The sequence below is a fragment of the Saccharospirillum sp. HFRX-2 genome, assembly GCF_043196805.1.
GTDB lineage: Bacteria > Pseudomonadota > Gammaproteobacteria > Pseudomonadales > Natronospirillaceae > Saccharospirillum.
This window is the reverse complement of sequence record NZ_JBEBMU010000006.1, coordinates 60316-86052: the sequence shown is the minus strand read 5'-3', so window position 1 is coordinate 86052 and position 25737 is coordinate 60316. Positions and strand designations below refer to the sequence as shown.

Below are 25737 nucleotides of genomic sequence, written 5' to 3'. Positions count from 1 at the left end.
CAGCGCCTGCCATGTCCAGCGCCCCGCTCACTATTCTGGTTGCCGACGATAGTAAAACCGACCGTCGGATTCTCAGCGCCATTGTGCAACAGGAAGGCCACCGCGTGGTGGAGGCGAGCAATGGCATCGAGGCGCTGGAGCGATTTACCGAAAGCGTCCCTGACATTATTTTAATGGACGCCTTGATGCCGAAGATGAATGGCCTGGAAGCCAGTCGTCTGATCAAGCAACGCGCCGGTAATCAACTGGTGCCGATCATTTTCCTGACCTCACTTCAGGATGCTTCATCGCTGGCCAGCTGCCTGGAAAGTGGCGGCGATGATTTTATGTCCAAGCCCTACAACCGGGTCATCCTCAAAGCCAAAATCAACGCCTTTGGTCGCATGCGACGCATGCACGATCAACTCCAGTCCCACAACCGTCAGATGCTGCTGGAGCAGCAGGTTGCCAAGACGGTCTTTGACAACGTCGCTCACTCCGGTTGCCTGGCGCTGCCCAATCTGCGTCATTCGCTGTCACCGCTGGCGGTCTTTAATGGCGATACTGTTCTGGCGGAACGCAAACCCGACGGAGGCCTGTCGTTGTTTCTTGGCGACTTCACCGGTCATGGTCTGCCGGCAGCCATCGGTGCCATGCCGGTGGCGGAAATCTTTTATGGCATGACCCAAAAAGGTTTCGCCATGGAAGATGTGCTGCGGGAAATCAACGCCAAGTTGTACACCATTTTACCAACCGAAGTTTTTTGCTGCGGCGCCATGGTCGATCTGGATGTGACCAATAAGCTGGCGCGCATCTGGGTCGGTGGCGTGCCCTCGGTGTATCTCTATCGCAATGACAGTGGCGAAGTCGAAAAAGTGCCGTCAACCAATCTGCCGTTGGGGGTGTTAACACCGCGCAGTTTTTCACCGCAACCCAATGATTACCGCATGCATAACGGTGACCGCGTTTTTCTGTGGTCGGATGGCATTGTCGAAAGCCATAACGCGGCCGGGGAATTGTTCGGAGAGGCTCGTCTGGATGCGCTGTTCACCCATGCCCAAGATCCTGAGCGGTTGTTCGATGACATTCTCGATGCCGTCGACGCCTTTATTGGTGGCAGTGGTCGCGACGATGACATCACGCTGTTGAGCGCCACCATGGTCGATCTGGATGTATTGGGTCTGCCGCTGTTGCACAGCAATAAAGCGTCGATCGGCGGACCCATGGATTGGCAGATGAGTTTGCAGCTTGGGCCGCAGAGCCTGGGCGCTTTTAATCCTTTGCCTCTGGTGCTGAATATTCTCACCGAGGTGGAAGGGCTGCGCACGCTCAGTGGCTTGCTCTATACCGTGCTGGCCGAATTGTTCAACAATGCGCTCGAACATGGCGTACTCGGTCTGGATTCCCGTCTGAAGCAGGATCCTCAGGGTTTTGCCCAGTATTACCGTTTACGGGAACAGCGATTGGCTAATTTGCAAAGCGGTCGGGTCTGTTTGGAAATACGCCATCGACCCAGTGGCGATGGCGGCGAATTGGTGTTTGAGATCAGCGATACCGGTCCGGGTTTTGACTATGGTTATCAAGACATGCGCTGTCTGACCGATAACCCGGATTACAGTGGACGCGGTTTGGCATTAGTAAGGCAGCTATGCGATGAACTCGAATTCAATGACACCGGTAACCAGGTTCGCGCCACCCTGTGTTGGCCTCGCCCGGCCAGCTGTGATATGCCAGCAAACGGATAACACACCATGACAGCTGACCAGCCCGAACCGCATCTGGATGAGGCCGCTCTGGCGGACTTGCGCATCTTGCTGGAGGATGAATTCAGCGACCTGATCGACACCTTTCTGAGCGATGCGCGCCAGCGCTATGCCGAATTGGTCGAGCTGCTGCAACAAGCCAGACCGGATGCTCAGATGGTGCGCAGCACGGCCCATAGCTTTAAAGGCAGTTGTCTGAACGTGGGTGCTCCTCATCTGGCGCAACTCTGTCGTCGCCTGGAAGATCTTGCCGCTGTGAATCAACTGACAACAGTCGACGCTCTGGTCGCGGATATGGGTGACGAGTTGGCCGAGGTGGATCGGCTGTTGCACGATCATTATCTCTGATTGACGTTTTTCCCAAAGCTGGCCCGGCCATTGCTATGTTCACTGTGGACACCATCGTCCTGAACACTGCAAAAGAGAGCACTCATGCTGTTTTTGACCAGCCCGGATGCCAGTCTAAAACCCGTCAGCCTATCGCCAGGCACCACCCCAGATGCCCTGAAAGTCAGTAGTGACGGGGCTTCCGATGGAGTATTTGCGCGGTTGTTGTCCACAGCGACGGCGCCACGCCCGCTGTCGACTGACGCTGAGCAGACGCCCGTATTGACGCCACAGCTGTTAAAAGCGGCGCTGGGAAATGCCTTGGGTGACGGGGTTGAGGGTCAGAATTTGCCGCTGCAGCGGCAAGCCTTGGTCGGCATGTTGCCGGATGGCGTGGTGGCTCAGGGCGTCTTGCCGGGCACAACAATGACGCTGAACAGCAGTGTACTGCCCAGCCTGGATTTGCCGGTCAGCGACGAAGAAGGTGGCTTGAATCTCAAGAGCGAAGGTCTGCCATCGACCTCCTGGCTGGCCCGGCTTTTTGGTCTGGGACCGACAACGGAAGAGGCCGGCGAGGCGCTCGATGATCTCGACAGCAGCCTGCAAGACCTGGGTGAGACGATTGCGCAATTGCTGGGCGTCAAGCCCTTGCGCGAGTTGGTCGAACAGAACCAGTCCGCTGTTGAAGGTGAAGCTGGCAGCAACAGTGATGCAGACCTCAACAGCGAAGCTTCTGATGGTGGTGAGATCCCGGTCGAGGGCGCGCTTGCGCTTGACGGCGACGACTTTGATGTTGAAGCCGCGCTGGCGCAACTGGGTATCGACTTGCCGAGCGAGACCGTGGAGCAATGGATCACCGCTGACACCTTGGTGATTGACCCTAAAGCCGTTGAGCGCCTGCAGAATTTTCTCCATGAAGAGCTGGGCCTGAACCTGGTCCAGACCGAAACCGTTATCAACGCCATGACCACCTGGGTCAAAAATCCGCCACAGCTCAATATCACACCGGAACAACTGGCCGCAGCCGATGGCGAGCAATGGCAGCAGGTTGAACAATTGACGCAGGTGCTGGATGAATTGGGCGGCCAGTTCAGCAGTTGGCTGGAGCAGTTGAACGCCATGGCCAACGGCAGCGATAACGACGCTATCGCTGACGCCGCACCGGTGCTGTCCAAGGAATTACGCACTCTGGCCGATGCCTTGAACGGCAAAGGCAATCTTGAATCCGATGGCAAAACTCCGTCGCCAGCGGTCATGGTGGCGCGTCTGCTGCAAAGCGTTCAGAACAGCGCCACCAGTGGCAGCCTGCCGATTACCCTGGATAACAGCCGTCCCGAGCAGGCTTTGTTGCTGGCTCCGGCCAGTCCGGTCAGTCACGATGTGGCCTTCAACACCACCCTGGTGAAGATGGCGCGTGAATCCCTGGCGAGTAAAACCGACGCTGAAACCCGGGTGGCGGCGTTAAGCAGCGCCGTTAGTGCTTCCGGCGACAGCAGTCAGGTCGTCAATTTGTCACTGTCACAGAGCGACACGCCCGAGCAGCCCCAGGTGCTGGATCTGAAACGGGTAGACCGGCCCTTGGTGTCTGCCGAGGTCAGCCGTCAGTTGAGTGAACGTATTCAGATGATGTCGCAAGGCGAGATCAAACACGCCACCATTCGTCTGGATCCGCCGGAACTGGGAACCCTGGAGATCAAGGTAACGGTGCAGCATGATCAGACTCAGGTGCAGATCACCTCGCCCAATCCTCAGGTGCGTGAAGCGCTGGAAAGTCAGAGCGTGCGCCTGCGTGAGATTCTGGAGCAGCAGGGCTTGAACCTGTCGAATCTGGATGTGCGCGATCAATCGTCCAACGGCAATGCCGACTCCGGTGACGGCAGCGGCAATCGCCGTGGCGGCGGCGAGGGTGATGACGGTCTGGACCAGGAGGTACCGCTGGCAGCCGCATCAAGCCGGCCGATGGGACTGGTTGATCACTTTGTTTAGTTATGGCGTCACAGTCCGCTAGAATGTGAGCATCACCCTGACTTATGCAGGGCCCGGCAGCAGTAAGAGAGCGAGCGTATGGCAGAGGAAGAGATACCCACGACCGGCGAAGAAGCCGGTGGCAAGAGTCGACTGAAGTTATTGATCATGGTGATTGGTGGTGCTGTGGTCATTGCCATGTTGTCGGTGGCGGCAACCTGGTTCTTTCTCGGACGCGGTGGCGAAGAAGAAGCGCCACCAGAGCCAGAGGAAATTCCGCTGACACCGCCGACCGAGATGTTAACGGATGGGCCGGCTATTTATCTGGCGTTGCAGCCGCCCTTTATTGTCAATTACAGCGTAGGCGCGCGGACGCGATTCCTGCAGCTGGAGTTGAGCATAGTGGCGCGCGATCATGCGGTGATTGATACCGCCAACACCTATATGCCGCTGATTCGCAATAATTTACTGGAAGTCCTGTCCGAGCAGGACTTTAACAACCTGAGAACCGCCGACGGCAAAGAGCAATTGGTCGAAGATCTGACCAAGACCATCCAGGATGTGATGGAAATGCGCCTCGGCAGGCCAGGTATTGAAACTGTGCTGTTCCGCAGCTTTGTCATGCAATAGGGGGTCCCGTGCAGGACTTACTCTCACAAGACGAAATTGATGCGCTCTTACACGGCATTGACGATGGCGCCGTTGAAGAAGAGGACGCCGGGGACGGCACTGGGGTCAAAACCTACGACCTAACCAGTCAGGACCGCATTGTCCGGGGCCGGATGCCGACCCTGGAGATGATCAACGAACGTTTTGCGCGCTATACCCGCATCAGCATGTTTAACTTTTTGCGGCGCAGCGCGGACGTGGCCACCGGCGGGATTCAGATTCTCAAGTTCGGTGAATACGTCCATACCCTCTATGTACCGACCAGTTTGAACCTGGTGAAAGTGCGGCCATTGCGCGGCACGGCGCTGTTTATTCTCGACGCCAAGCTGGTGTTCAAACTGGTGGACAACTTCTTCGGCGGTGACGGTCGTCACGCCAAGATCGAAGGCCGGGAATTTACCCCGACGGAAATCCGCGTGGTGCAGATGGTGCTGTCTCAGGTATTCCAGGATATGAAAGAAGCCTGGGCGGCGGTGCTGGATGTCGATTTCGAATACGTCTCCTCGGAAGTTAACCCGGCCATGGCCAACATCGTTTCGCCCAGCGAGGTGGTGGTGGTATCGACCTTCCACGTCGAGCTCGATGGCGGCGGTGGTGACCTGCACGTCACCATGCCCTATTCGATGATTGAACCGGTGCGCGAAGTGCTGGATGCCGGTGTGCAGAGTGACGTCGATGAAGTCGATGATCGCTGGATCGATTCACTGCGCCACGACATTCTGCGCGCCAAGGTGCCGATCAATACCAAGGTGGTGGAACGCGATATCAAGCTGCGTGATCTGGTTGAACTGGAAGCGGGCGACATCATTCCGATCGATCTGCCCGAGAGCATCACCATGACGGCCAATCAGGTGCCGTTATTCGAATGTAAATTGGGACAATCCGGCGAGAACCTTGCATTGAAAGTGATCAAGCCGGTCAAGACGAACTCCCGTGATGTCGGCGATCTGAAAACGCGGCTGATGGGCCAGCGCCAGAAAAAACGGGAAGAACACGCCGTCGAGGCCATAAACGAGGCGGTCAAGCAGGAGAATCAAGATGAGTGATGACGATCTGCCAAACGAAGACGAAAACAACATGGAAGGCGGCGAAGATGAAGCGCTGTCTGAAGACTGGGCAGCGGCCATGGCCGAAGCCGGTGAAACCGGTGATGACGACAGCGATGATAATGATGTCAGTGCTGACGCCAACCCGCGGGCGCCGCTGGAAGAGTTCGAGGTAACACCACCGGGCGCGCCGACCAGCACTGGCAGCAGCGATGACACACCGAACCTGGATGTGATTCTGGATATTCCGGTGACCATCTCGATGGAAGTCGGTAACACCCAGATTCCGATTCGCAATTTGCTGCAGCTGAACCAGGGCAGTGTGATCGAACTGGATCGTCTGGCCGGTGAACCCTTGGACGTGCTGGTCAACGGTACGCTGATTGCGCATGGCGAGGTGGTGATGGTGAACGAGAAGTTCGGTATCCGCCTGACCGATGTGGTCAGTCAGCAAGAACGCATTCAGCGGCTGAGGTAATGTCATGGGTTTTGACACCCGCAGCAAAAAATTGACGCATCTCAGCCTGGTTGGATTGTTGATGGCGTTATGGTCGTTGCCAGGCTGGGCGCAGCCATCGTCCTCAAGCCTGCTGCCAGGCGGTGGCAGCGACTATTTTAAGCTGACTTTAACCCTGGTCTTCATTGTTGGCCTTATCTTTGCGTGTGGCTGGTTAGTACGACGAATGGCTGGCGGTACGAGCTTCAATCACCGTCACATCAAGGTACTGTCGGTCATGCCGCTGGGCACCCGGGAAAAATTGATGTTGGTGAAGGCGTTCGACGACTACCTGTTGCTCGGAGTCACCAATAACAACATCAATACCCTGCATCGCTTCGATGAGCCCCCTGATCTGACAGAGTTACCACTGACCAGTCCATTCGCCGATCGCATGAAAGGCTTGTTGAAAGGACTGGATAGTGACCCTCTGGCCAAGCATCAAAAGAACACTAAGAACCGCTCAAACTCTGGCGACTGATTACAGTCGCCTGCTGATTGTCATCGCCTTTGGCCTGCTTTCTCTGCTGGCCGGTTTTGCCCACGCAGAAGGCATTCCCGCTCTGACCGTCACCGGTACCGAAGACGGCGGTCAGGAATACACCGTCACCATCCAGATTCTCGCCATCATGACGGCGCTGACCTTTATTCCGGCAGCGTTGATGATGATGACCAGTTTTACCCGCATCATTGTGGTGTTCGCCATCCTGCGGCAGGCCATCGGTTTGCAGCAGACACCCTCGAATCAGATGCTGATTGGCCTGGCGTTATTCCTCACCTTTTTCATCATGTATCCGGTGTTTATGCAGATAAACCGCGATGCCATCCAACCCTATATGTCCGAAGAAATTTTACCGCTCGAAGCCATCGATCGCGGTTTGGCGCCGATGAAAGATTTTATGCTCAACCAGACGCGCGAGACCGATTTGAATCTCTTTGTGCGCCTGGCGGATATGGAAGGTGAAATTGAAACACCGGAAGCGACTCCGCTGAATATTTTGATTCCGGCCTTTGTCACCAGTGAATTAAAAACCGCTTTTCAAATTGGCTTTTTGTTGTTCATTCCTTTTTTGATCATCGATCTGGTGGTCGCCTCTATTTTGATGTCGATGGGTATGATGATGTTGTCGCCCATCATTATTTCGCTGCCGTTCAAGATCATGCTGTTCGTCCTCGTCGACGGCTGGGCCATGATCATGGGATCGCTGGCTTCAAGTTTTGTCTGAATTCGGGAGAGACTGACTGATGGATGCTGCCAACATTGCGGATCTGTTTTCCGAAGCGCTGTTTATTGTGGTGGTGATTGTGACCGTGATTATCGGACCTTCACTGGTTGTTGGTTTGATCGTCGCGACCTTTCAGGCCGCCACCCAGATTAACGAACAGACGCTGAGTTTTTTGCCGCGTTTGATCATCACCCTGGTGGTCTTGATCGTCACCGGTCCGTGGATTGTTGCTAAGGTGGTCGATTACACCAATACCATTATTTTTAATATTCCCATCCTGATCGGGTAGCGAAGTGGAACTGACTGACGCCCAGATCGCCTCCTGGATCAGCCACTATATGTGGCCGTTTTTCCGCATCACTGGCTTTTTTATGATCGTGCCGGTACTGGGCGCACGGGTGACGCCGGTGCGGGTTCGGGTGTTATTGGCCTTTGTCTGGACTACGGCGCTTTATCCCATTTTGCCGCCCATGCCGATGATCGAAGTGACCGGCCTGGGCAGCCTGGTCATCATCGCGCATCAGATATTAATCGGTGTGGTGCTGGGGTTTGTGGTGCTGGCTATTTTGCAGGTGGTTGTTTTGGCAGGTCAGATTATTTCGATGCAGATGGGCCTGGGCTTTGCTTCGATGGTGGATCCGGCCAACGGCATTAATGTGGCTGTGTTGGCGCAGTGGTATCAGGTTTTGGTGACGCTGGTTTTTCTGGCCATTAATGGTCATCTGGTGGTGCTGGAAGTGCTGGCCGATTCATTTGATGTGCTGCCGGTGGCACCGATCAGTTTTAACCAGGGTAGTTTCCTGGCTGCTGCGGAGTTTGGTTCCTGGGTGTTTCGCGCGTCACTGATGCTGGCACTGCCGGCCATTGCCGCCTTGCTGTTGGTCAACCTGACCTTCGGTGTGATGACTCGTGCCGCGCCGCAGCTGAACGTGTTTACCCTGGGTTTTCCGGTCTCCATGCTGGCTGGTCTGGTGATTGTCTGGGCCAGTTATTGGGCGGCCTATCCCATGGTGCAAAGGCTGGTCGGCATTCATGTCGATTTTATGCGCAACTTAATGGCCTGGTAAGACGTCATGGCAGATGAGAACGACAGTTCCCAGGAGAAATCCGAAGAACCCACGGAACGAAAACTCCAGAAAGCGCGTGAAGAAGGCAATGTCGCGCGCTCGCGTGAGTTGAACACCAGCGCCGTCTTGTTAGCCGGTGCTGTCAGTATGTTGTTGTTCGGACCCAGCGTTGGCGAGTCGATGTTGGGTATCATGAAATTCACCTTCAGTTTCGATCGTCAAGCCAGTTGGGACACCATCGTTGCGCTGCGTTATCTGGAAGCTTCGATCTTTGAAGCACTCTGGTCGTTGGTGCCGGTCTTTGCGCTGTTGTTAGTCGCTGCCATCGTCGGTCCCATTGCCTTGGGCGGATGGAATTTTGCCGCCAAGGCTGCGGCGCCAAAAGCCAGCCGTATTAATCCGCTGTCGGGTATCAAGCGGATGTTTTCGATGAATGCGCTGGTTGAGTTGCTGAAAGGCTGGGGCAAGGTTTTGGTGGTCGGCACGGTGTCGGTTATCGCACTGTTCGGCCTGAAAAACGATTTTCTGTCGATGGTGTTTGAGCCGACCGAACCCGCCATTAAACATGCGGTCGTCCTGTTGGCCTGGACCTTTTTAATTATCTGCTCCAGTACTTTGATTATTGCGGCGCTGGATATTCCTTTTCAGATTTACAGTCATACCAAGAAATTGCGTATGACCATGCAGGAGATCAAAGAAGAATATAAAAACACCGAAGGTAAGCCTGAGGTGAAAAGTAAGATTCGTCAGTTGCAGCGCGAAATGGCGAACCGTCGCATGATGTCGGATGTGCCCGATGCCGACGTGGTTATCACCAACCCGACCCACTTTGCAGTAGCGCTGAAGTATGAGCCTAATTCCATGCCGGCGCCCGTCTTGCTGGCCAAGGGCATCGATGAATCCGCTTTGAAAATTCGTGAAATCGCCAACGAATACAAAATACCGGTGATGGAAATTCCACCCTTGGCGCGTTCGGTTTATTACCACACCAAGATTGGCGATGAGATCCCGGAAGGCTTGTACATCGCTGTGGCTCAGGTATTGGCTTACGTCTATCAGATTGATCAGTGGCGCAAAGGGCGTGCGCCCAAGCCGGAAGCCAAACCGGACTTCCCGATTCCCGACGATCTGCGTGAGGACGAGCCGCCTCCGCAGCAGTAAGTCACGCTCGGTTGTGACGCTGTTCCGAGCAATTTGAGAGTGCCATCTCATTCTGGCCCGATCCGTGCAAACAGTCTGTTGAACCTACAGATTCGCCTGATTATTGACAGATGGCTTTCCTCGATAATGTAAGAGGGTTGGGAACCCAGGTACGCGGTCTCGATCGCGGCGCCGTTCTCAGCTCCACCCGCACCAATGCCAAACTGATGACGCAGCGCGTCCTCGGTGTGCCCTTGATGTTGTTGCTGGTACTGGGCTTGATGACGCTGCCGGTACCGCCCTTTGTACTGGACTCCTTTTTCACCTTTAACATCGCCTTGTCGATCGTGGTGTTGCTGGTAACCATCTACGTACTGCGTCCGCTCGACTTTGCCGTCTTTCCGTCCATCATTCTGGTCGCGACCTTGTTGCGTCTGGCGCTGAACGTGGCGTCGACGCGGGTGGTGTTGCTCTATGGCCATGAGGGCGGTGACGCTGCCGGTCAGGTGATCGAGGCCTTTGGTGAGGTCTTGATTGGCGGTAATTACGCCGTTGGTTTTATCGTTTTTGCCATCCTGATGATCATCAATTTTGTGGTGGTTACCAAAGGTGCCGGCCGGGTCTCGGAAGTCAGCGCGCGTTTCACCCTGGATGCCATGCCCGGCAAACAGATGGCGATTGACGCCGATCTGAACGCAGGCCTGATCGATGCCGAAACCGCCAAAACCCGCCGCACTGAGATCGCCCAGGAAGCCGACTTCTATGGCTCCATGGACGGTGCGTCAAAGTTTGTTCGCGGCGATGCCATCGCCGGTATTCTGATTCTGGCGATTAACATCTTCGGTGGTCTGGCCATCGGTATGTTGCAGCATCAGTTGGAATTCGGTCAGGCGGTGGAACGCTATGCGTTGCTGACCATCGGTGATGGTCTGGTTGCACAGATTCCGTCGCTGTTGTTGTCGGTTGCCGCGGCCATCATGGTGACGCGCAACTCCAACAGCCAGGAAATGGGCGAGCAGATTCTGCATCAGATGTTCTCTACGCCTCGGGCGCTGAGCATCGCTGCTTTTCTGATCGGGGTCATGGGCGTGCTGCCCGGTATGCCGCATTTCGTGTTTTTGTCACTGGCGTTTATCTGTCTGGTCGGTGCGCTCTTTATTGTCTACCGCCAAAAAGTTGCCGCCGGCGAATCTTTCCTGCCCGGCGCACCGGCGCCCAGTGGTGCCGGGGCGAGCGCTAAAACCGGCAAGGTCGAACCCGGTGGCGCACCGCCGGTGGCCAGCGTTGAAAGTGATACCAAAGAGCTCAGTTGGGACGATGTGCAACCGGTCGATATTGTCGGACTGGAAGTCGGCTATCGCCTGATTCCGTTGGTGGATCGCTCACAAGGCGGGCAATTGCTCGGCCGCATCAAAGGCATTCGCAAGAAGCTGTCTCAGGACCTGGGTTTTCTGGTGCCGTCGATTCATATCCGCGACAACCTCGATCTGATGCCCAATGCCTATCGGCTGACGCTGATGGGCGTGGGAATCGCTGAAGCTGAGGTGTATCCGGATCGCGATATGGCGATTAATCCGGGCCAGGTGTTCGGCTCGCTAGACGGTATCAAGACCCAGGACCCGGCTTTCGGTCTGGAAGCGGTGTGGATTGAGTCGACGCAGCGTGATCGCGCCCAGACGCTCGGCTACACCGTGGTCGATGCCAGTACGGTGGTGGCGACGCACGTTAACCATCTGCTGCATCAGCACGCCTATGAACTGCTCGGTCATGAAGAAGCCCAGCAGATGCTGGATCTGCTTACCAAGAAATCGCCCAAGCTGGCCGAAGAACTGGTGCCCAATACTTTGACGCTCAGTCAGTTGCTCAAGGTGTTGCAGAACCTGCTGATGGAAGAGGTGCCGGTGCGCGACCTGCGGACCATTGCCGAGTCGCTGACCAATCTGCAGCCGAAGAGCCAGGATATCGCCATCCTGACTGGCGCAGCGCGCATGGGACTGTCGCGCATGATCGTCCAGGGCATCGTTGGTAACGAGCGTGAAATACCGGTGATCACTCTGGATCGAGGGTTGGAACAGTTGTTGCAGAAGACTGTTCAACAGGCCGGAAATGATGGAAATCTTGACGGTGTGACCTTGGAGCCGGGTATGGCCGAGCGACTGCAGCAATCTTTGCAAGAGACGTCGCAACGTCTGGAAGGTGAGGGCAAGCCCTCCATCCTGCTGGTCTCCGGTTCAATTCGTATGTTGTTGGCGCGCTTTGTTCGCCACGGCGTGCCGGGATTGAAGGTCCTCAGTTTCCAGGAAATACCGGATAACAAACACATCACCATCGTGGCCACGGTAGGCGGTCAGTGAGGATAAATCGATGAAAGTGAAACGCTTTGTCGTTGCCAGCATGCAGGTTGGGCTGAAGCAGGTTGCCGAGGCTCTGGGGCCGGAAGCGGTGATTCTGTCGACGCGCAAACTGCCCGAGGGCACCGAGATTGTCGCTGGTGTCGATGAGGCAGAATTCGCTCGCTTTGAAGCCAACCGACCGGCCGCACCGGACCCGGATGCCATTATCAAGGCACATCCGCGCCAGAATGATGGTCAGCCCAAGCTGGATACTGAGAGCCTGAAGGGATTGCTGGAAAATCTGGCGCCGCACAGTCGTGCTGCCTTTGGTGATCTGGCACCGGACCGCTCAGCGACCAGCAGTTCTGCTGCCGATCAGACACTGGATTCTCCCCTGGCACGTGCCATGGAAGCCCAGCAGCGTGTCGAGCAGGCGGCACAGCGGCCGACGCCGAAAGCAGAGGCTCAGCCAACCCAGCTGCGCGCTCAGTCCGACCAGGAATTGATGACCCTGATGCGTCAGGAAATCGACAGTCTGCGTCAAATGCTCAAACAGCAAAGCGATTTTTTACAGGCGCCGGTGGTGGGGCCACAAACGCCTCAGCTGGAAAAACTGGAAGGCCGCTTGCGCGCCCTGGGGTTGGGTGAATCGGTGCAGCGTTCGCTGTTGCGTCACTACAACCGTGATGCTGCTCTGGATGCCAACTGGCGTCGTCTGCTGGCGCGGCTGGCTTCTGGCCTGTCGGTGCCGGTGTTTGATCCGTTGACTGAAGGCGGCGTGGTGGCACTCTGTGGCCCAACCGGCGCCGGCAAAACCACAACGCTGGCCAAGCTGGCGGCCCGGGCGGTCAAACGCCGTGGCCATGCCAAGGTGGCGGTGGTCAGTACCGATTGTTACCAGCTGGGGGCCCAGGATACCCTGGCGTCGGTCAGTCAGATTTTGGGTGTGGATTATCGCGCCCTCGGTGAGGACGACAGCCTGGCGGAAACACTGCAAGAGCTGGCGCATTATCATCTGGTATTGATCGACACCAGCGGCAGCGCCGAGGCGTTGCGTCAGTGGCGCGAGCAGGTAGTCGATACGGGTCTGGATGCGCGCATCCAAAGCGTGCTGGTGATGCCGGCGACTGCCAACAGCGACAGTCTGAACCAGTTTATTCAGGCGTTTCCGAGTCAACATCTGGCGGGCGCCATTATTACCAAGCTGGATGAAGCGCCTTGTTTTGGCAGTGTTTTTGACAGCTTGCTGCGTCACCGCTGGCCTTTGTGGTACAACACCGATGGTCAGCGCATCCCGCAGGATATTGACAGTGTCGATCCGGTGCGGCTGGTGAAACGATTGGCGCGCGCGTTGGATGAAACACGCCCAGGGCTTGCCCAGGCGAGCTGACACAGGGCCATCAAAGACGATGGTAATTGCCTATACTGGGCTAACGGAGTTAAACGAGCGAATGAGTGGTTTGAAACCGATACAGGTACTGGCCGTCACCGGTGGTAAGGGCGGCGTAGGTAAAAGCAATGTGTCCGTGAACATTGCTGTGGCACTGGCGGAGCAAGGCAAGCGAGTGGTGTTGCTCGATGCCGATCTGGGTTTGGCCAACATCGATGTGCTGCTGGGCGTTTCGTCCGGCCGCAATATCGGCGATGTGTTGTCTGGCGAGGCAGAGCTGCGCGATATCCTGGTACCCGGTCCCGGTGGCATTCGCATCATTCCGGCTTCGTCTGGCACCCAGCGCATGGCCAACCTGGGCGAACAGGAACACGCAGGCATCATCGGTGCGTTCAGTGATCTGGGCGACGATATGGACGTCTTGATTGTCGATACCGCCGCCGGTATTTCGCGGACGGTCACGTCCTTTGTCCGCGCTGCTCAGGAAACACTGATGGTGGTGACTGACGAACCCACGTCGGTGACCGATGCTTATGCTTTGATCAAGGTGTTGAACCGCGACTGCAAGATGGATCGTTTCCGGGTGTTGGCTAATATGGTCCGTACGCCCAATGAAGGTCAGGCGCTGTTCAATAAATTATCGAAGGTCACGGATCGCTTTTTGGATGTGACGCTTCAATATGTCGGCTCAGTACCCATGGATGAATCGGTACGTAAGGCCGTCCAGCGCCAGAAGGCCGTTGTCGAGGCGTATCCGCGGTCCAAAGCCGCGATCGCTTATCGTTCACTGGCCCAGAAGGTCGCGACCTGGCCCTTGCCAACCACACCTCGGGGAAATCTCGAATTTTTTGTGGAGCGGCTGGTCCAGGGGACTACTGGAGTCGCCTGACATGTCGGTGCAGCATTACACTATGTATCAGACCGAAAAAAAGGTCGATTACGACCGCCTGGTAAACGAGCAGGGTGTGCTGGTCAAGCGCATTGCCCATCACTTGCTGGCTCGTCTGCCAGAAAGCGTACAGCTGGAAGACCTGGTGCAATCGGGCATGATCGGCTTGTTTGAGGCTGCACAGAATTACGATCATACCAAGGGTGCCAGTTTTGAAACCTACGCCGGCATTCGTATTCGCGGTGCCATGCTCGATGAAGTGCGCAAGGGTGACTGGATTCCGCGTTCGGTACACCGCAATTCGCGCCGCATTGCCGATGCTATTCGCGAGATCGAAATGCGCGAAGGCCGCGACGCCCAGGATCAGGAAGTCGCCGCTGTGCTGGAGATGAGTCTGGACGACTACTACTCCCTGCTCAAAGACACTCAAGGCTCACGGCTGTTCAGCTTTGAAGAGCTGATGGAGCAGGGCAATGGTGATCTGCAGGATTACCAGGTAGGTAACAGCCAGCACCTGGCACCGCATTCGGAAGTGGAGTCTGACCAGCGTAATCACCAGTTGGCTGATGCCATCAAGCAGTTACCAGAACGTGAGCAACTGGTGTTGTCGCTGTATTACGACGAAGAGCTCAACCTCAAGGAAATCGGCGCTGTTCTGGGCGTCAGTGAATCCCGCATCAGTCAAATCCATACCCAGGCCGCCATGCGCCTGCGTGCCCGTATGAGCGAGTGGTAGCCACTTGTATTTGCCCTTTCAGTCAGGCTGTATCACGGCCGCTGTTGGGGTAGACTAGTCGGCTTCCGGACGCTCTAAACTATCGCGATCACCGGTCGATACAGATGCCAACAGACCTTGACGAGTCTTGTGGGTGCTCTCATTCGCAGTTGTGGTAACACAATTGGGCTTGAGTTAGCGCTTAGAGCCACGACGGTCAGTGAAAAGGCATTCTCAAGACTGGATAGCCGGTTACCAGCGTCTATCATAAAGACAGTAAGCAGTTTGTCGGGTGAGGCTAGAGGAGGTCATCTTGGACAAGAACATGAAAATCCTGGTTGTCGACGATTTTTCAACGATGCGGCGCATTGTTAAGAATCTTTTGCGCGACCTGGGCTTCAGTAACACCCACGAAGCAGACGATGGTTCCAGTGCATGGCCGATGTTGCAAAGCAGCGATTTCGACTTTGTGGTAACCGACTGGAACATGCCGGGCATGACCGGTATCGAACTGCTCAAGAAAATCCGTTCGGACGAACGTCTGAAATCCATTCCCGTCTTGATGGTTACCGCTGAAGCCAAGCGCGATCAGATCGTTGCTGCTGCTCAGGCAGGCGTCAATGGCTATGTCGTCAAGCCGTTCACTGCGGCCGCCTTGAAAGAGAAGATCGATAAAATCTTCGAACGGGTAGATGGCTGATAGCCGGTGTTAAGGGTTGACCAAAGAGGCCGTTATGGCTGTTCCAGACAACAAAAAATTATCTCCTGAGTTTCTCGATGCGCTTAAAGCCATGGTTCCAGCTCTGCTGGAGCAGGTTCAGCACGAGAATATGGACGAAGCGGTTGCGATTCTGGCTAAGCTACAACAGGCCCGGACCGAACATTATGCCGGAACGACCTTTTCCGATTTATTGAAAGAAAAGGCCGCAGAACTGCATCAGCGTATTGAAGCAGGGGAAACCGAATCGGCGCTGGAAACGCTCCAGGAATTGCAGGATGCGCGTGATCGGGGGCTCTATCAGGAAGTCGGCCGGCTCACCCGAGCGTTGCACAGCGCCATCACCAACTTTCATATTGATGCCAAACCGGGTGAAGGCGTGCAGGAGCTTTCGGAAATGTCCGAAGCCACTGACCGACTGGGTTATGTCGTTACTTTGACGGAAAAAGCGGCCAATACCACCTTGGATCTGGTCGAAGAAAGCATGCCGGTGGCCGGTGCGTTAAAGGAAGAATCTGCGCGTCTGAAAAGCGAGTGGAAACGCCTGGTCGATCGGGATATGAGCGCCGAAGAGTTTCGTTCGCTGTATTGGCATTTAGATGGGTTTTTTACTCTGCTGAATGATCAATCCGAAACGCTCTACAGCAATCTGTCGAGCATTTTGCTGGCACAGGATTTTCAGGATTTGACCGGTCAGGTCATTAATAAAGTTACCAGTTTGGTCAAGGAGGTCGAAGCCAGTCTGGTGGATTTGGTCTTTATGGCCAGCCAGGTCGATGAAATAACTGGCATCGTTCGCGAAGGCCCAGAGGTTGACGCCGATAAGACCGCTGAAGTCAGCGATAAAGGCGAAGGACCTCAGATCAATGCCAATGCTGAGGGTGTCGTATCCAGCCAGGACGATGTGGACGATCTATTGTCCAGTCTTGGTTTTTGATTGGGGTCTAGGAGAGCAGCATGGGCTTCGAAGCGGACGAAGAGATTTTACAGGATTTCCTGGTTGAGGCTGGTGAAATTCTAGAGCAATTGTCCGAACAGCTGATTGAACTGGAGCGCAGCCCGGACGACCGGGATTTGCTCAACGCCATTTTCCGGGGCTTTCACACCGTTAAAGGCGGCGCTGGTTTTTTGCAACTGACACCCTTGGTCGATTGTTGCCACGCTGCGGAAAACGTCTTCGATACGTTGCGTAATGGCTTGCGTCAGATCGATGCTGATCTGATGGATGCGGTGTTGCGTGGCCTCGATAACGTCAACGAAATGTTCGCTCAAGTCAGTAATGGCGAAACACCTCAGCCTGCCGATGAAGAACTGGTGGCGCTGCTGCATCGATACGCTGCGCCGGCTTCGGCGGACGAAGCCCCTGCTGAAGACGAACAAGCGGTGGCAGCAGACACCGCCGAGGAAGCTTCCAACGTCGCCCAGGATGCCCCCAAGCCCGGTGATGACATCACCGATGCCGAATTTGAAGAATTACTCGACGCCATCTCCCCGAACGATCAGGCCGGATCAGCACCGGCGTCGGGCTCAGAATCGTCAACGCCTCCGCCGGCTGCCAGTGAACTGACCGGCAGTGGTGATGAAATCTCCGATGACGAATTTGAAGCCTTGCTGGACGAGTTACACGGTAAAGGTCAATTCAAAGCCGGCAACGATGAAGCGCCAGCGAAAGAAGACAAGCCTGTGGCGCCAGCTGCGGCGGCCTCGAACAGTGACGAAATCACGGATGATGAATTTGAAGCGCTGCTGGATGAACTGCACGGCAAGGGTCAGTTTAAAGCGGGTGCTGACGAAGCTGCGGCTGCATCGGCAGACGATGCCAAGCCCAAAGCCGAAGCGCCGAAAGCTGCAGCCAAGCCAGAGCCTAAGGCGGCAGCCAAACCGGAACCTCAAGCGGCACCGAAAGCTGAAGCCAAGCCCGCAGAAGCCAAGGCGCCCGCTAAAGCAGCTGGCGGCGAACCACAGCGGGCGGCTGCCGGTGGCGATACCACTGTCCGTGTCGACACCAAACGACTCGATGACATCATGAACATGGTGGGCGAACTGACGTTGGTTCGTAACCGTCTGATGCGTTTGGGCAGTGAGCTGGAAAACGAAATGCTGCAGAAGGCGGTGAGTAACCTCAACGTCGTCACTGGTGATCTGCAAACCTCGGTGATGAAAACCCGGATGCAGCCGATCAAAAAAGTCTTTGGTCGGTTCCCGCGCGTGGTTCGGGATCTCGCGCGCAGCCTGAAAAAAGAAGTGAATCTGCAATTGGTCGGGGAAGAAACCGACCTCGACAAAAACCTGGTCGATGCGCTGGCCGATCCTTTGGTGCACTTGGTCCGCAACTCGGTTGACCACGGTGTTGAGATGCCCGACGTGCGTGCTGCTGCTGGCAAACCGCGCGCTGGTGAAGTGGTGCTGTCAGCCGAGCAGGAAGGCGATCACATCCTCTTAATGATCCGTGACGACGGCGGCGGCATGGACCCGAATGTGCTGCGCGGTATTGCCGTTAAGCGCGGGGTCATGGATCAGGAAGCGGCCGACCGTCTGACCGACAATGAATGCTATAACCTGATTTTTGCGCCCGGCTTCAGTACCAAGACCGAGATCTCCGATATCTCCGGTCGCGGTGTGGGCATGGACGTGGTTAAGACCAAAATCAGTCAGTTAAACGGCACCATTGATATCGATTCGGAAAAAGGCCGTGGTACCACCATTCGCATCAAGGTACCGCTGACGCTGGCCATTATGCCGACGCTGATGGTGATGTTGAGTGATCAGGCATTTGCCTTGCCATTGGTTAACGTGGATGAAATTTTCCATCTCGATCTGAGTCGAACCAACGTTGTCGATGGCAAAGAAGTGGTGATGGTGCGAGGCAAACCCTTGCCGCTCTATTACCTCAAGCGCTGGCTGGTTAAAGGCCATCGTGGTGACCCCAAAGAAGAAGCCGGTCATGTGGTCGTGGTGTCTGTCGGTACTCAGAAAGTCGGCTTTGTGGTTGACCAGCTGGTTGGCCAGGAAGAGGTGGTGATTAAGCCGCTCGGTGGAATGTTGCAGGGAACGAAAGGCATGTCGGGTGCGACCATCACGGGTGATGGCCGTATCGCACTGATTATTGACGTCCCCGGCTTATTGAAAGCCTATTCCGCTGCGGATTGATGCGGGCGTTTGCCCAATTAAGGAGAATTGAATGCCCATCTCGGTGATGATCGTTGACGATTCCAGCTTCTTTCGAACCCGGATTCGTGGACTGATTGACGCCCATCCTCAGCTTAAGGTGGTTGGCGAAGCGTCCAATGGCCGTGAAGCCATCGATCTGGCGGTGCGCCTCAAGCCCGATGTCATCACCATGGACTATGAAATGCCCATGATGGATGGCATCTCGGCGGTTCGTGAAATTATGAACCGCCAGCCGACGCCCATCCTGATGTTTTCATCCCTGACCCAGTCTGGCGCCCGGGTCACGCTGGATGCCCTGGATGCCGGTGCGGTCGATTACCTGCCCAAGAGTTATGAAAACGTCGCCGATGGTCCTTCGGCGCTGAAAAAAGCGCTGTGTGAAAAGATCATTGCCATCGCCGGTCAGGCCCGTCCCCGGGCGACCGGTCTGGATGCGGTACCACCACCGCCGGAAAAACCGGCACCGGCTCAGGCCGGTCGGCGCAAGCGTTATGCGCAGCGTTTTGATCTGGTGATGATCGGTACCTCCACCGGCGGTCCGGTCGCGCTGCAGAAAGTACTGACGCAAATACCAGCCAACTTCCCAGCGCCGATCCTGATGATCCAGCATATGCCGGGCAGCTTTACCGGCGCTTTTGCCGAACGGCTTGATCGGCAATGTGCGCTGAGCGTACGTGAAGCCAGTGATGGTGACAGCCTTAAAGCCGGTGAAGCGCTGTTGGCGCCAGGCGGCCTGCAGATGATGTTCTCCGGTAAGAATCGGCTGCGTATCTTTGAAGGCGATGAGCGACTCAATTACAAACCCTCGGTCGATGTCACCTTTGGCAGCGCGGTTAAGTACTATGGCAAGAACATTCTGGCGGTAGTGTTGACCGGCATGGGCGCTGATGGTCGCGAAGGCGCTCGCCTGATCAAAGACAGTGATGGGGTGGTTTGGGCACAAGAGTCATCGACCTGTGTAATTGATGGCATGCCTTCTGCAGTGGTCAAAGCCAATTTGGCTGATGAAGTCATCGCTTTGAATGAAGTCGCCAATCGCCTGATAGAGGTGGTGTCGGCCTGATTCGGGGTTTTGAACGCAGGGGACCTACACCATGATCGCTTTTTTGGGGTTGCTGCTGGCCTGGTTTGCTGTCTTTGGCGGCCATCTGCTGGAAGGCGGCCATATCGGTTCACTCACTAATCTGCCGGCGGCCGCTATTGTCTTGGGCGGTACTCTGGCGGCCGGTCTGGTGCAGTCAGACACCGCCACCTGGCGCCTGGCCTGGCGCTATTTCCCATCTGTATTCAGCGGCCCTGACTGGGCGCTCAACAACGCTCAAGCGAAGCTGGTGCGCTGGTGTCAGTTAGCCCGTAAAAAAGGGCTGCTGGCGCTGGAAGCCGACTCCAATAGCGAGGCTGACGACTTTATGCGTCTGGGCCTGCAATTGCTGGTTGATGGCGAGCCCAGTGACAAAATTCAGCGCAGCCTTGAGGTGTCGATGGACACCCGCGAAGGGCGTTGGCTGAAAGCGGCCCAGTTGTTCGATTCCCTGGGTGGCTATGCGCCGACCATGGGGATTATCGGTGCCGTTCTGGGACTGATTCAGGTGATGACCCAGATTGAAGATACCCAGGCGCTGGGCGGCGGTATTGCCACCGCTTTTGTGGCGACCATCTATGGTGTTGGTCTGGCTAACCTGTTCTTTCTTCCCGTTGCGGCCCGCCTGAGAACTCTGGCGGAAGAGCGTTTTGCGTTTGATGAGATGGTGCTCGATGGCATGCTGGCGATTGCTGACAGTGAAAATCCCAGAGTCCTGGAGCGTCGCTTGAAGGAGTATGGTGAATGAGACGCCGGCGTCGTCGCAATCAACGCTTCAGCGCCAATCAGTCGCAACGCTGGATCTTGTCGTACGCCGATTTTTTGACGTTGTTGTTCGCCTTCTTTGTGTTTCTCTACGCCATTTCTTCGGTTGATAGCGGAAAGTTTGAGGCGGTCAGTCGGAATCTGTTACAGATATTCAATGTTGAGCCGAGCAGTATTGATCCGATTGAGTTGCAGACAACGCCGGCGGGTCCGGATTTTTTTAATCCGTTGTATCGTCCTGAACCGATTCCCAGTACTCGTGAGAATCTGGCTGATACCCAGCCCTATCATCAGGAATCGACCTTATTGGAATTACGCCAGCAGTTGGAAGAACACTTTGCCCAGCGCATTGATGATCAGTTAATCAGCGTCAGTGGTAATAGCGAATGGCTGGAAATCAATTTAGAGGAACCGGTTTTATTTTTGCCCGGATCGGCCGATATAACGGCACAAGCGGAAGCCATTCTCTATGAAGTGGCGGCCTTATTGAGTCCATTGCAGCAACCGGTGGCCGTTGAGGGCTATACTGATCAATCACCACCGGGTGGTCAGTTTGACGATAATTGGACCTTATCGGTTACCCGGGCGGCGAATGTCGTCCGCTATTTGCAGACGGCGGGAATTGCCGGCGAACGCCTATCCGCCGTAGGGTTTGGGGAATATCAACCGCGCTTTGATGAGACCAACGCCCAACGAGCCGCACGAAACCGGCGGGTCAGTATTGTTGTTACGCGGCTGAACGGGCCTAATAGCCTGATATCATCAACGTCGGCGCCAGTTGGTCCGGAAGTTGCTGAACCCTGAAGCGGTCCTTGGTCCGAGGGCAGGTTTTGGCCGCTTTCGGAACAAGAAGAACGGATGTTTAAGGAGAGTCCATGCACGTTTGGTCCGTTGCCAATCAAAAAGGCGGGGTGGGGAAAACCACCTCGGTGGTTTCATTGGGCGCCATGTTGGCCGACAAGGGCCACAGAGTATTGGTGTTCGATCTGGATCCCCAGGGCTCTCTGACCAGTTATTTCGGCTATAACCCCGATGATCTGGAACGCAGTGCTTACGACCTGTTTATGACCAAGGGCAAGGTGCCTGAAGACCTGCCCAAGCAGTTGATTAAGGAAACCTCCCAGCCGGGCATGTCGCTGATGCCGGCGTCTACCGCTCTGGCTACTCTGGAGCGTAACGTCAGTCAGCAGGAAGGCATGGGCCTGGTGGTGTCCAAGACACTGGCGCACCTCTGGGACGATTTCGACTATGCGCTGATCGATACGCCGCCTCTGCTCGGTGTATTGCTGATTAATTCGCTGGCAGCGTGCAAGCGTTTGCTGGTGCCGGTACAGACCGAGTTTCTTGCGCTTAAGGGCCTGGAGCGGATGGTTCATACCATCTCCATGGTGATGGCATCGCAAAAACGCGGTTTGCAGCATTTGATCATTCCAACCATGTTTGACCGTCGTACTCAGGCGTCGTTGAAGACGTTGCGTACCTTGCGCGAACAGTACGAAGGCAGCATCTGGCAGTCGGCTATTCCGGTCGACACCCGTTTTCGTGATGCCAGCCGCGAAGGCTTGCCGATTTCACTTTACTCGCCGGATTCTCGTGGCGCCCGGGCGTATCAGTCATTGTTAAAAACGCTGTTGGCGATGGAGTGAGGTTGAATCGATGCATTGCGCTCACCTTGAATCGTTATTTTTTAGCTCCGGTGTTGTGCTGAGCCGGCGCGTGGGTGGGCATGTGCGATGAATAACAAGGCAGGAACAGAGGTTCGCACCGAACTGGCAGCTGATCGCACTCTGGCAACCTATCTGGATGCCATGCTGCATGAAGCCACCTTCAGCGAGCCTGAAGACGAAGAATTGGACTTGGCAGCCGAAGCAGCGGTCGAGGATGCTGTTGTCGAGCCAGAGCCAGAGCCAGAGCCAGAGCCAGAGCCAGAGCCAGAGCCAGAGCCAGAGCCAGAGCCAGAGCCAGAGCCAGAGGTGTCTCAGGCAGAATCCGAACCTGAGGTTGAGGCAGTACAGCCAGACCCGGAACCTGTGGTTGAACCTGAACCTGAACCTGAACCTGAAATAGAAACGGCTCAAGCGGAACCGGAGCCCACCTGGGATGATGTCCCGCCCGAGCCTGAACCTCAGTCGTTCGAGCCTGAGCCGGTGGCTGAAATACAGCAGCCGGAACCGGTATTTGAACCTGAGCCTGTATTCGAGCCTGAACCTGAGGTCGAGGCGCCGCAAGCAGACATTGATTTTGACACTGAGCTTGAGCCCGATGATGAAGGCCTGAGTCGTTGGCTGGAGAACGGCCGACCGGTCTGGGGGCAGGAGCGGTTTGATTGTCTTGTATTTGTGGTCGATGGCCTCAAATTGGCGGTGCCTTTATTGTTGTTGGGTAATATTCATCCAATGGACAAAGAATTGACGCCTTTGTTCGATCAGCCGAAATGGTTTCTGGGATTGTTGCCGATTCAGTCTGATCGCCACATTCGCGTGGTCGATACCGCTCAGTTGGTGATGCCCGAGCGCTATCGGCCGGAAAGCAAGGAAAGCCTGGAGTATGCCGTCGGTGTGCATGGTTCGGATTGGGCCTTCGGCTGCCATTCCATAGAAGGCTCTATCAGCCTGCACCCCGATGCGGTGAAATGGCGCTCCACTCGCACCAGTCGACCCTGGTTGGCCGGTACGGTGATCGATCAAATGTGTGCCCTGGTGGATTTGCACGCCTTTGCGCGAACGGCTCTAAAACGCTGATTTCAGCGGCCCAGCTGGACGCCTGAGCGGACTCTACTATAGTTGCTAACCAGATGAATTAAGAGGTTCTGTTATGACAGCGCAAACCATCAAAGCCGGTGATGACTCGGTTTTACAATGGGTGACGTTTCGGCTGGGTAACGAGACTTATGGTCTCAACGTGATGCAGGTTCGTGAAGTCTTGCGGTATTCCGAGATTTCACCAGTACCGGGTGCACCGAGCTATGTAATCGGCATCATTAATTTGCGCGGTAACGTCGTCACGGTGATCGATACCCGTGAGCGTTTCGGGCTGCAGACGGCTGAACTGACCGACGATACCCGCATTGTTATTCTCGAATCCGATAATCAGGTGGTCGGTATTCTGGTCGATTCAGTCGCTGAGGTGGTGTATCTGAAGGCGTCCGAAATTGAAACGGCACCGAATGTCGGAAATGATGAAAGCTCTCGTTATATCCAGGGCGTTTGCCACAAGAATGACGAACTTTTAATTCTGATCGAAATCGCCAAACTGCTCACAGAACGCGAATGGCAGGAAATTGCCGAGCTGTAATTTGAGCACCGCCGTTATTATCTGATTCCCAGCTGACTTATTTCTCCCCTCCGAACTGGCCCGCTTTGTGCACAAAGAGGGTCAGGGTGTGACGACCGTCAATAATCAAACGGAGGGGATCCGTCATGTTGAATGAAATGCTGCATACTGGCCAGGCTTTGCTGGCATCATTGGAACCGACTTCCTGGGGCGTCGCTGCTGTCGCCATTTTGCTGCTCGGTGTTGTTTGGCATCATGCGCGTAAGATTCGACAGCTGCAGCAGCAGTTACTCAATCAGGATCGTTTTTTGCGCCAGGAATTGAAAATGATGAACCAAGGCGCCATTGGTGTGGGTAACCGCGTTAAAACCCTGGAAAAGCAGGTGCGCAGTCAGCCCAGTGAATTTGAACAACGCCTGTTGGCACAAGCCAGCGTTGCTCAAGCCCAGGAACAACGTCCCAACCGACCGTCCAAAAGCCGTGCTGAACAAGCCTTGGCAGACTGGATGAAGGATTATCGCACTACAGCCTGAGGCATCATTCGGCTTTGAATTCCAAGACCACTCAAACCTTAACTTCCCTGGTGCTGAGCCTGGTATTGCTCGGCGCCGGTCAGGCCATTGCTGACGATCGCGATCCACTGGAGCCGCTGAATCGAGCGATTTTTTCCTTTAATAACGGTGTCGACCGCGTGTTGGTGCGGCCGGCAGCGCGTGCCTATCGCTGGGTGATGCCGAATTTCGCCGAACAGGGGGTGCGTAATGTGTTCGCTAACCTCGGTGAAGTGCGTAATGCCAGCAATAATCTGCTGCAGGGCAAATGGCAGCGCACCGCGGCAGCGACCGGACGTTTTGCCATAAATTCGACGGTCGGCGTGGTCGGCCTCTTTGATGTGGCGACCCGGGTCGGTATTGAACCGGTGCCGGAAGATTTTGGTCAGACGCTGGGTTACTGGGGTCTTGGTCACGGTCCTTATCTGGTGTTGCCGGTATTGGGACCGTCGTCGTTACGCGATGGTACTGGTCGGGCGGTGGATTTCTGGCAGGATCCTTTGCTCTACGTCGAACTGGAGCCGGCGGAGCGGGGCGCAATTTTTGTGGTGAGTGGCCTGCAGACGCGGGCGGATTTGCTGTCGTCGGACGGTCTGTTTTCCGGCGATACCTACCCGGTCATTCGCGAAGCCTACTTCTCGATGCGTGAGTTCCAGGTCAATGATGGCGAGGTCAGGTCGGATGCCTTTATTGACGAAGATGGCAGCGAAGAAGGCTACGTCGATGAAGGTTTCATCGACGAAAGTTTCTAGCCGTTGGTGTTGGCCGGTTAAGGTTTTTGCCTAATCCAGCCCGAGTATCTCGACGCCGTGGCGGTATTGATTGCCGTCCGCGTCGCAACGCACCACTTCAGCCTGAGCGTCTAATGAAGACAGCTGCTCATTGGGCGATTCAATCACCACTCGTATCTGGGTCCCCAGCGACAGTGGTTTATCCATTATCAGGCTCATGCCCACCGCACTGAAATCCTGACACAGGGCGGTTAATGCTGTGCTCTCTCCCTCTATAAAGATTTGCGCCTGGGCGTTCATCCGCATGCGAATGAAGTCCCTTTTCTCGTCATAATCTCGATCCGCTGTGCTCATGCTCACCTCGTCTGGCCGATGGCGGATGGCGGTCTATTGCTTTCCAGACCCCGCCCCGTTAAGTTGCCTCCATCTCGCAGTGGAAGTC

Annotated in this window: 27 protein-coding genes; 26 read left to right on the top strand and 1 reads right to left on the bottom strand. The window is 55.6% G+C overall.

Translation table 11 applies throughout. The annotated features are described in order from the left end of the window. The first annotated feature begins 11 nt into the window (after nt 1-11). The 26 genes from ABMA60_RS13260 (at nt 12) to ABMA60_RS13135 (ending at nt 25316) form a co-directional block, all read left to right on the top strand. Entirely contained in the window at nt 12-1724 is a 1713-nt protein-coding gene (locus ABMA60_RS13260; RefSeq protein ID WP_392803856.1) for a SpoIIE family protein phosphatase, read from the top strand. Between the two features lie 6 nt (nt 1725-1730). After that, nucleotides 1731-2090 (top strand): Hpt domain-containing protein, encoded by a 360-nt coding sequence (locus ABMA60_RS13255; RefSeq protein ID WP_392803854.1) that lies wholly within the window; start codon nt 1731-1733, stop codon nt 2088-2090. Nucleotides 2091-2174: 84 nt separating this feature from the next. Then, the gene (locus ABMA60_RS13250) at nt 2175-4055 is read left to right on the top strand and encodes a flagellar hook-length control protein FliK (RefSeq protein ID WP_392803852.1); all 1881 of its coding nucleotides are present in this window, start codon (nt 2175-2177) and stop codon (nt 4053-4055) included. A 78-nt stretch (nt 4056-4133) separates the two neighbouring features. Then, nucleotides 4134-4664 (top strand): flagellar basal body-associated FliL family protein, encoded by a 531-nt coding sequence (locus ABMA60_RS13245; protein ID WP_392803850.1) that lies wholly within the window; start codon nt 4134-4136, stop codon nt 4662-4664. 8 nt (nt 4665-4672) lie between these two features. Further along, the gene (gene fliM, locus ABMA60_RS13240; protein ID WP_392803848.1) at nt 4673-5749 is read left to right on the top strand and encodes a flagellar motor switch protein FliM; all 1077 of its coding nucleotides are present in this window, start codon (nt 4673-4675) and stop codon (nt 5747-5749) included. Further along, nucleotides 5742-6227, top strand: a complete 486-nt coding sequence (fliN, locus tag ABMA60_RS13235) for a flagellar motor switch protein FliN (protein ID WP_392803846.1) — start codon at nt 5742-5744, stop codon at nt 6225-6227. Before fliM ends, fliN begins: the two co-directional genes overlap by 8 nt. Before the next feature lie 61 nt (nt 6228-6288). Beyond that, nucleotides 6289-6726, top strand: coding sequence for a flagellar biosynthetic protein FliO (gene fliO / locus ABMA60_RS13230; protein WP_392803844.1), 438 nt, complete (start codon nt 6289-6291; stop codon nt 6724-6726). A 13-nt stretch (nt 6727-6739) separates the two neighbouring features. Beyond that, entirely contained in the window at nt 6740-7471 is a 732-nt protein-coding gene (gene fliP, locus ABMA60_RS13225) for a flagellar type III secretion system pore protein FliP (protein ID WP_392804193.1), read from the top strand. A gap of 19 nt (nt 7472-7490) precedes the next feature. After that, on the top strand, nt 7491-7760 hold the full coding sequence (fliQ, locus tag ABMA60_RS13220; protein WP_392803842.1) for a flagellar biosynthesis protein FliQ: 270 nt from the start codon (nt 7491-7493) through the stop codon (nt 7758-7760). 4 nt (nt 7761-7764) lie between these two features. Then, the gene (gene fliR, locus ABMA60_RS13215) at nt 7765-8538 is read left to right on the top strand and encodes a flagellar biosynthetic protein FliR (protein WP_392803840.1); all 774 of its coding nucleotides are present in this window, start codon (nt 7765-7767) and stop codon (nt 8536-8538) included. 6 nt (nt 8539-8544) lie between these two features. Continuing rightward, entirely contained in the window at nt 8545-9699 is a 1155-nt protein-coding gene (gene flhB / locus ABMA60_RS13210; protein WP_392803838.1) for a flagellar biosynthesis protein FlhB, read from the top strand. A gap of 110 nt (nt 9700-9809) precedes the next feature. Then, nucleotides 9810-12032, top strand: coding sequence for a flagellar biosynthesis protein FlhA (gene flhA, locus ABMA60_RS13205; protein ID WP_392803836.1), 2223 nt, complete (start codon nt 9810-9812; stop codon nt 12030-12032). Nucleotides 12033-12042: 10 nt separating this feature from the next. Next, a complete protein-coding gene (flhF, locus tag ABMA60_RS13200) occupies nt 12043-13401 on the top strand; it encodes a flagellar biosynthesis protein FlhF (protein ID WP_392803834.1) in 1359 nt (452 codons plus the stop codon). A 61-nt stretch (nt 13402-13462) separates the two neighbouring features. Next, nucleotides 13463-14290, top strand: coding sequence for a MinD/ParA family protein (locus ABMA60_RS13195; RefSeq protein ID WP_392803832.1), 828 nt, complete (start codon nt 13463-13465; stop codon nt 14288-14290). A gap of 22 nt (nt 14291-14312) precedes the next feature. Continuing rightward, a complete protein-coding gene (locus ABMA60_RS13190; protein ID WP_392804191.1) occupies nt 14313-15026 on the top strand; it encodes an RNA polymerase sigma factor FliA in 714 nt (237 codons plus the stop codon). Nucleotides 15027-15318: 292 nt separating this feature from the next. Next, nucleotides 15319-15705 carry a chemotaxis response regulator CheY gene (gene cheY / locus ABMA60_RS13185; RefSeq protein WP_108165422.1) on the top strand — a complete coding sequence of 129 codons (387 nt, stop codon included), beginning with the start codon at nt 15319-15321 and terminating at the stop codon, nt 15703-15705. A gap of 34 nt (nt 15706-15739) precedes the next feature. Further along, nucleotides 15740-16660, top strand: a complete 921-nt coding sequence (locus tag ABMA60_RS13180; protein WP_392803829.1) for a protein phosphatase CheZ — start codon at nt 15740-15742, stop codon at nt 16658-16660. A 20-nt stretch (nt 16661-16680) separates the two neighbouring features. After that, a complete protein-coding gene (locus ABMA60_RS13175; RefSeq protein WP_392803827.1) occupies nt 16681-18873 on the top strand; it encodes a chemotaxis protein CheW in 2193 nt (730 codons plus the stop codon). A gap of 31 nt (nt 18874-18904) precedes the next feature. After that, nucleotides 18905-19957 carry a chemotaxis response regulator protein-glutamate methylesterase gene (locus ABMA60_RS13170; protein WP_392803825.1) on the top strand — a complete coding sequence of 351 codons (1053 nt, stop codon included), beginning with the start codon at nt 18905-18907 and terminating at the stop codon, nt 19955-19957. A gap of 31 nt (nt 19958-19988) precedes the next feature. Beyond that, entirely contained in the window at nt 19989-20723 is a 735-nt protein-coding gene (locus tag ABMA60_RS13165; RefSeq protein ID WP_392803823.1) for a flagellar motor protein, read from the top strand. After that, nucleotides 20720-21544 (top strand): OmpA family protein, encoded by an 825-nt coding sequence (locus tag ABMA60_RS13160; RefSeq protein ID WP_392803821.1) that lies wholly within the window; start codon nt 20720-20722, stop codon nt 21542-21544. Before ABMA60_RS13165 ends, ABMA60_RS13160 begins: the two co-directional genes overlap by 4 nt. A gap of 71 nt (nt 21545-21615) precedes the next feature. Then, a complete protein-coding gene (locus ABMA60_RS13155; RefSeq protein WP_392803819.1) occupies nt 21616-22386 on the top strand; it encodes a ParA family protein in 771 nt (256 codons plus the stop codon). An 87-nt stretch (nt 22387-22473) separates the two neighbouring features. After that, a complete protein-coding gene (locus ABMA60_RS13150) occupies nt 22474-23481 on the top strand; it encodes a chemotaxis protein CheW (RefSeq protein WP_392803817.1) in 1008 nt (335 codons plus the stop codon). Between the two features lie 73 nt (nt 23482-23554). Further along, nucleotides 23555-24034, top strand: coding sequence for a chemotaxis protein CheW (locus ABMA60_RS13145; RefSeq protein ID WP_108165415.1), 480 nt, complete (start codon nt 23555-23557; stop codon nt 24032-24034). A 125-nt stretch (nt 24035-24159) separates the two neighbouring features. Continuing rightward, nucleotides 24160-24546: a hypothetical protein gene (locus ABMA60_RS13140; protein WP_392803814.1), complete on the top strand. Its 387-nt coding sequence runs from the start codon at nt 24160-24162 to the stop codon at nt 24544-24546. 14 nt (nt 24547-24560) lie between these two features. Next, a complete protein-coding gene (locus ABMA60_RS13135; protein WP_392803812.1) occupies nt 24561-25316 on the top strand; it encodes a VacJ family lipoprotein in 756 nt (251 codons plus the stop codon). Between the two features lie 30 nt (nt 25317-25346). Here the strand turns inward: ABMA60_RS13135 and ABMA60_RS13130 are convergent, their stop codons facing one another. After that, nucleotides 25347-25649: a PilZ domain-containing protein gene (locus ABMA60_RS13130; RefSeq protein WP_392803810.1), complete on the bottom strand. Its 303-nt coding sequence runs from the start codon at nt 25647-25649 to the stop codon at nt 25347-25349. Nucleotides 25650-25737: the final 88 nt, after the last annotated feature.